Consider the following 6,172-nt stretch of genomic DNA (forward strand, 5'->3'; position numbering starts at 1 on the left):
ATGGTAAAAAGAGAAGCTTCTATTTTTATGCACTTTCGTCCCGATGAACATCCTTTTGTACAGCGGGCTTTAGATTTTGTAGATCGTTCGGTGAATAGATCAATGCCTATACAGACGCATTTTCTTAATCCACGAGAACAATATATTTTAGAAACATTAATCAGACGTAAGCCCGATGTAAACTGGATGATGAGTGGGGGCTATTCATCTGCAGAAAGGTGCCGAGCAATTGTAAGCCCCTCTCATATTCCTATAGATCCGGATTGGTTTGAGCTTTCCTTCTTACGAATTGAACGGATCGGACATGGAAAGTTAAATCATCCAGATGTTTTAGGTGCGTTACTTGGTTTAGGAATTAAACGAGAGATGTTAGGAGATCTCCATCCACATGAAAATGGATGTGATTGTATTATAGGTACAGAAATGATTGATTATATTTGCTCACTATTGCACCAAGTGGGACGAACTACAGTAAATGTTAAAGAAATTAATGCAGAAGAACTCCTTGTCACTGAACCGGAGTTTGTTTCGCGTGCAGTTACAGTTTCTTCCTTACGTTTAGATGCAATACTCGCAGAAGGACATCGCTTATCTCGAGCAAAGGCAACACTACTTATTAAAAATGGAAAATGTAAGGTGAATTTTAGTCAAGTAGATAATCCTTCTTTTCAAATCGGTAAAGGAGATATGATCTCACTCAGCGGATATGGTCGTATTTGTATGAAAAATATCGAAGGCTTAACAAAAAAAGGAAGATATATCATACTATTAGATTACTTAATTTAAACATTAACACCTTTTTTTGGTTATAGGTAGCATTTGGGCAGGATATCTGTTAATATTGTCGAATAGAAAGAGGCATGGAAGTAATCCAGGAGGTGCGGAAATGGCATTAACAGCGTATGATATACACAATAAGGAGTTTAAGCGTTCTTTCCGGGGATACGATGTAGACGAGGTAAATGATTTTCTTGACCAGATTATTAAGGAATTCGAAATTATTACTCGTGAGAAGCTAGAATTGGAACAGCAGGTGGAGGAACTCCAAGCTCAAATCGATGGCCTCTTACAAGGAGATTCCTCTATGTATACTGAGCCTCAGCCTACGATGCCACAATCGGGGCATCAAAGCACACAACGGTTTGCGCCAGTACAGCCTGAGACGGTACCGCTTAATACACCTATGCATCCATCGATGCAAAATCCTGCAATGCAAAACCCGGCAATGCAAAACCACAATCAGCAGCAGTTTACGGGAATGCAACCAGCATTACCTACGACGAATGCACCTGCTCCAATTTCTCAAATGTCTCTATCGTCCATGGAGCAAAGTATTCATAAGTCGATTCGTGTTGCACAAGAAGTTGCTGAAGAAGTGCGGATTAATGCGAAAAAAGAAGCTGAGCTTATCGTCCAGGAAGCGGAGAAGAATGCAGATCGTATTATTAATGAAGCTTTACAAAAAGCACGGGCTATCCATACCGAACTATTAGATCTCAAGCAAAAAGCGACAGTGTATCGTGCACGTTTCCGTACACTAGTCCAATCTCACTTAGACATTCTTGAGAACTCTGATTGGGAATCCTTAGAAGAACTTGAGACGAACTTAGAAGAACGAGGTAAACATTTAGAGCAGTTTACCGAAACTGTGACACCTGAACAAGATCAGTACATGTTGGAAAGCCATCAAGGTCAAATGATGGAGCATCAAATGATGAACCTTAACCAAAACAATGTAAATGTTATGGATTATCAACCAAATCAAAACTTACAACAACCAAATCAACAACATCAGCAGCAACATCAACCATTACAGCAACACCAGTTCCAACAACATCAGGCGTCACCTATGCAAATGAATAATAATATGCAAATGCCAAATTCGATGCAGATGCAAAATAATGATTTTAGAGTGAATGATTATCAAGCAAATGACTATAGAACGATGGATGATCAACAAAGTGTGATCGATGAAGTAGCTGCTTCGTATATGGAAGAAGAAGAACCACGCCGTGAGTTGAGAAGAACAGCTCGTAAATTAAAGAAAAAAGCAATGTTTTAATACTTAAGGAAAATTCATCTCCCAGTTACTAATTTGGGAGATGAATTTAATCTGTATTTATGCTATAATCTCTGGCATAGAAGAACAAGTTGAATTATGGGGAAGTTAAACAAATATAGCAACTTGATATGTTGAATGGTAAGGATAGGGAAGAGTAAATAGATGGACTCGAGTAGCAGCGAATTAGGGAAGGTGGGAGCCTAATCCGAGCATCTATTGAAGATCACCCTTGAACTGTCTCCTGAAATTTTTAGTAAGGTAGACCGAGTCATTCACGTTAAGAATGAGAAAGTGGTTTCGAAAGAAGAGTTTCTTTTTTGAAACTAGTAGGGTGGTACCACGGGAACCTTCTCGTCCCTAGAGGATGGAGAGGGTTTTTTTATTTTTCTGAGCGTGTTGTATCATTTGACCAAAAGCTAGGTTATTCCTAGATTAAACTGTGAATCGTTTCTGTGAAGTATTGACTTATTCTCCCAAGAACTAAAATCTTACAAGTTTTATGGATTGTTAATGGGGCAGGAGTAAGTGTGGAAACGATGAGCGACAGGTTAAGAGAGCGGTCTCTTTTTATTTTTACATAGGCTAAAGAAGGAGTGAATAGAAATGCCAGATTATAGTAAAACACTTAATCTACCAAAGACTGCGTTTCCGATGCGTGGAAACCTTCCTAATCGCGAACCTGAAGTACAAAAATGGTGGGAAGAAGTTGACATGTATCAATTAGTACGAAAGAAGCGTGAAGGTAACGCAAAGTTTATTTTGCATGATGGACCACCTTACGCAAACGGGGATATCCATATTGGACACGCATTAAATAAAATCATCAAAGATTTTATTATGCGATATAAATCTTTAAAAGGATTTGATGTGCCCTATATTCCTGGTTGGGATACCCATGGATTACCTATTGAGCATGCTGTAGTCACAAAAAAGAAAGTGGATCGTAAAAAAGTAGATCCCGTGGAGTTCCGTGAGAAATGTCGGGAATATGCTCTGTCTTTTATTGATAAACAGAGAGAGCAATTTAAAAGACTAGGTGTAAGGGGTGATTGGGATCATCCATATATCACCTTGCTACCTGAATATGAAGCAGCACAAATTCGTGTATTTGGTGAGATGGTCGCCAAAGGTCATATTTATCGAGGGTTTAAAACGGTTTACTGGTCACCCACTTCGGAATCAGCATTAGCCGAAGCGGAAATTGAGTATTATGATAAACGCTCTCCTTCAATTTATGTGGCATTTCCTGTGAAAAATGGAAATGGTGTTGTACCAGTGGAAAATACCTATGTCGTTATTTGGACCACAACCCCATGGACAATACCTGCGAACTTAGGGATTGCCTTAAATGAAGAATTTGACTATAGCCTTGTACAAGCTAATGGCCGAAATCTTTTACTTGCTAGTAAATTAGTGGAAGAAGTAATGAAAGTTTGTGATATCGACGAATACCAAATTATACAAACTTGGAAAGGTCAAGAGCTTTCGGGAGTAGTGTGTAGCCATCCATTCTATGATCGGGAAAGCCCCATTATCTTTGGGGATCATGTTACTTTAGATGCTGGAACCGGCTGTGTTCATACTGCTCCAGGACACGGTGAAGAAGACTTCCATGTTGGAAAGCAGTATGGGCTTGGTGTGCTTTGTCCAGTCGATGAAAAGGGTCGTATGACTCAGGAAGCACCTGGTTTTGAAGGGCTTTTCTATGATGATGCCAATAAAAAGGTTACAGAAACCCTTGAAGAAGCAGGTTGTTTACTCAAGCTTAACTTTATTAAACATCAATATCCCCACGACTGGCGGACGAAAAAGCCAATTATTTTCCGAGCTACTGAACAGTGGTTTGCATCTATAGATGGCTTCCGTGAAGCGATGTTGGATGAAATTAAAAAGGTGAAGTGGATTCCCAAATGGGGCGAAGTTCGCTTGCATAATATGATTGCTGATCGCGGTGATTGGTGTATCTCTAGACAACGGATTTGGGGAGTGCCATTACCCATCTTCTATTGTGAAGCATGTGGAGAGCCACATATCAATGAGCAAACGATTGATCATATTGCGAACTTATTTGCTCAAGAAGGTTCTAATGCTTGGTATGCTAAGAGTGTTAATGAGTTGGTGCCTGCTGGACATTCTTGTGAAAAGTGTGGTTCGACAGCATTTCGTAAAGAAACGGATATTATGGATGTATGGTTTGATTCAGGTAGTAGCCATGCAGCTGTACTAGAACAACGTCCAGAACTGCATTGGCCAGCAGATATTTATTTAGAAGGATCTGATCAGTATCGAGGTTGGTTTAATTCCTCTTTGTCAACTGCAGTGGCTACACGAGGAACAGCACCATATAAAGAAGTATTAAGTCATGGTTTTACCCTTGATGGTGAGGGGCGTAAAATGTCTAAATCACTAGGAAATACCATTGTTCCACAAAAAGTGATCAACATGTACGGAGCAGACATTTTACGGTTGTGGGTGGCTTCTGTAGACTATCAAGCAGATATGCGTATTTCTGACGCGATCTTAAAGCAAATTGCTGAAGTATATCGGAAGTGGCGGAATACTTTCCGTTTTCTACTAGGGAACTTAGCTGGCTTTGATCCAAAGACGGACCGAGTATCGTACTCAGAACTAACAGAACTGGATCGCTATACACTCGTTAAACTGTATCGTCTGATTCAACATGTAGAAAAAAGCTATGATAACTATGAATTCCATCAAGTTTATCATTCGGTACATCAATTCTGCACAGTATTTTTAAGTCAGTTTTATTTGGATGTGCTTAAAGATCGATTATATGTAGAATCAACTGCTGCACCTATTCGCCGTTCAGCACAAACCGTTCTGTATGAGCTAATGTTAGCGCTGGTTAAATTAGTTAGTCCATTAATACCTCATACTGCAGATGAGGTTTGGAAGCACATTCCGGGAACCGATGAGATAAGTGTCCAGCTGGAATTATATCCAAATGGGCAACCTGAGTGGTTGGATGATCAGTTAGAGAAAAAGTGGGATGCTTTCTTAGATGTACGTGATGTAGTATTAAAAGCATTGGAAGAAGCTCGAGCGGCAAAAATAATTGGTAACTCACTCGGGGCTATGGTAGAGATTACACCAAACTCTGAAACATATGAGCTACTGAGTCGCTTGGATCGCTTGGATCAACTATTCATTGTTTCTCATGTTGAGCTTTTATCACCCTCTGCGGAGTTGCCTACTGATCAGAAGTTAGTGGTTAGAGTTAAAGAAGCAGAAGGCGAAAAGTGTGAACGCTGCTGGGTTATTTCTCCTACGGTGGGCTCAGATGATGAATATGAAACTCTTTGTAGTCGATGTGCCCAAACTGTTCGTGAAGAGTATGTGGGTGTGTTGACAGAAAGTGAATAATTGGTAGGTAAGTCATGACCTTAAGAGGTACCTAATCGCCCTTAAGGTCATTTTTATAAAACATAATACCTAGGAAAAGTATCCAATATTAGATTTTATGTACCCTAGGTACAAAAGTTTAAAGATCAAAATAAATAAACCTATTAGTTAAAATCATCGATCATTCCAAGATGAAGCTGTGAATCTTTTTTTTAAGGTTAGATTTTTGTTTTATAGGATCTTCTAGAGCATTTATAGGTTGATTTAGGCGATAGGAATAAGCAGCAAATGAAGGGTAGACTCTTATTTAAAATTTTTATCTAAAAAACGCTTGACCTTGTTTTGACTATCATGTTATATTATTAAACGTCGCCGCAAGAACGCGGTGAAACAACTGAAAGTGTTCCTTGAAAACTAAAGAGTGAAACATGACTCGTTAATTCTGATGAGCAATCAAACTAGTAGCGGTAGCCCTAGAATCGTAGATTTCGGGACAAGAAGTACTAAGCTATCGCTAAGAACTTTTTTGAGAGTTTGATCCTGGCTCAGGATGAACGCTGGCGGCGTGCCTAATACATGCAAGTCGAGCGGGGAGTTTTCCTTCGGGAAAACTCCTAGCGGCGAACGGGTGAGTAACACGTGGGCAACTTTCCCCTAAGACTGGGATAACTCCGGGAAACCGGGGCTAATACCAGATAATCTTTTCGCTCGCATGAGCGAATCGTAAAAGGTTTCGACCACTTAGGG

Annotated in this window: 3 protein-coding genes, 1 rRNA gene, 1 pseudogene and 1 other annotated feature; all 5 genes and pseudogenes read left to right on the plus strand. The window is 39.8% G+C overall.

Annotated elements, in window-relative coordinates:
- Complete coding sequence (locus DL897_RS08180; RefSeq protein ID WP_113658642.1) at positions 1-786, plus strand: YlmH family RNA-binding protein; 786 nt, start codon at positions 1-3, stop codon at positions 784-786.
- A gap of 100 nt (positions 787-886) precedes the next feature.
- A pseudogene (locus DL897_RS08185) lies at positions 887-1,060 on the plus strand (DivIVA domain-containing protein); the annotation flags it as partial.
- A gap of 48 nt (positions 1,061-1,108) precedes the next feature.
- Positions 1,109-2,062 (plus strand): DivIVA domain-containing protein, encoded by a 954-nt coding sequence (locus DL897_RS19030; protein ID WP_420824124.1) that lies wholly within the window; start codon positions 1,109-1,111, stop codon positions 2,060-2,062.
- Between the two features lie 132 nt (positions 2,063-2,194).
- Positions 2,195-2,424: a binding site (T-box leader), on the plus strand.
- A gap of 241 nt (positions 2,425-2,665) precedes the next feature.
- Entirely contained in the window at positions 2,666-5,446 is a 2,781-nt protein-coding gene (gene ileS, locus DL897_RS08195; RefSeq protein ID WP_113658643.1) for an isoleucine--tRNA ligase, read from the plus strand.
- 501 nt (positions 5,447-5,947) lie between these two features.
- Positions 5,948-6,172, plus strand: a 16S ribosomal RNA gene (locus tag DL897_RS08200); the annotation flags it as partial.

The sequence above is a fragment of the Thermoflavimicrobium daqui genome, from assembly GCF_003313465.1.
GTDB classification, from domain to species: domain Bacteria; phylum Bacillota; class Bacilli; order Thermoactinomycetales; family Thermoactinomycetaceae; genus Thermoflavimicrobium; species Thermoflavimicrobium daqui.

Excerpts from the sequence above, each read along its gene's own strand:
- DL897_RS08180 (WP_113658642.1), top strand. The coding sequence starts at position 1 with ATGGTAAAAAGAGAAGCTTCTATTTTTATGCACTTTCGTCCCGATGAA.
- DL897_RS19030 (WP_420824124.1), top strand. The coding sequence starts at position 1,109 with ATGCCACAATCGGGGCATCAAAGCACACAACGGTTTGCGCCAGTACAG.
- ileS (WP_113658643.1), top strand. The coding sequence starts at position 2,666 with ATGCCAGATTATAGTAAAACACTTAATCTACCAAAGACTGCGTTTCCG.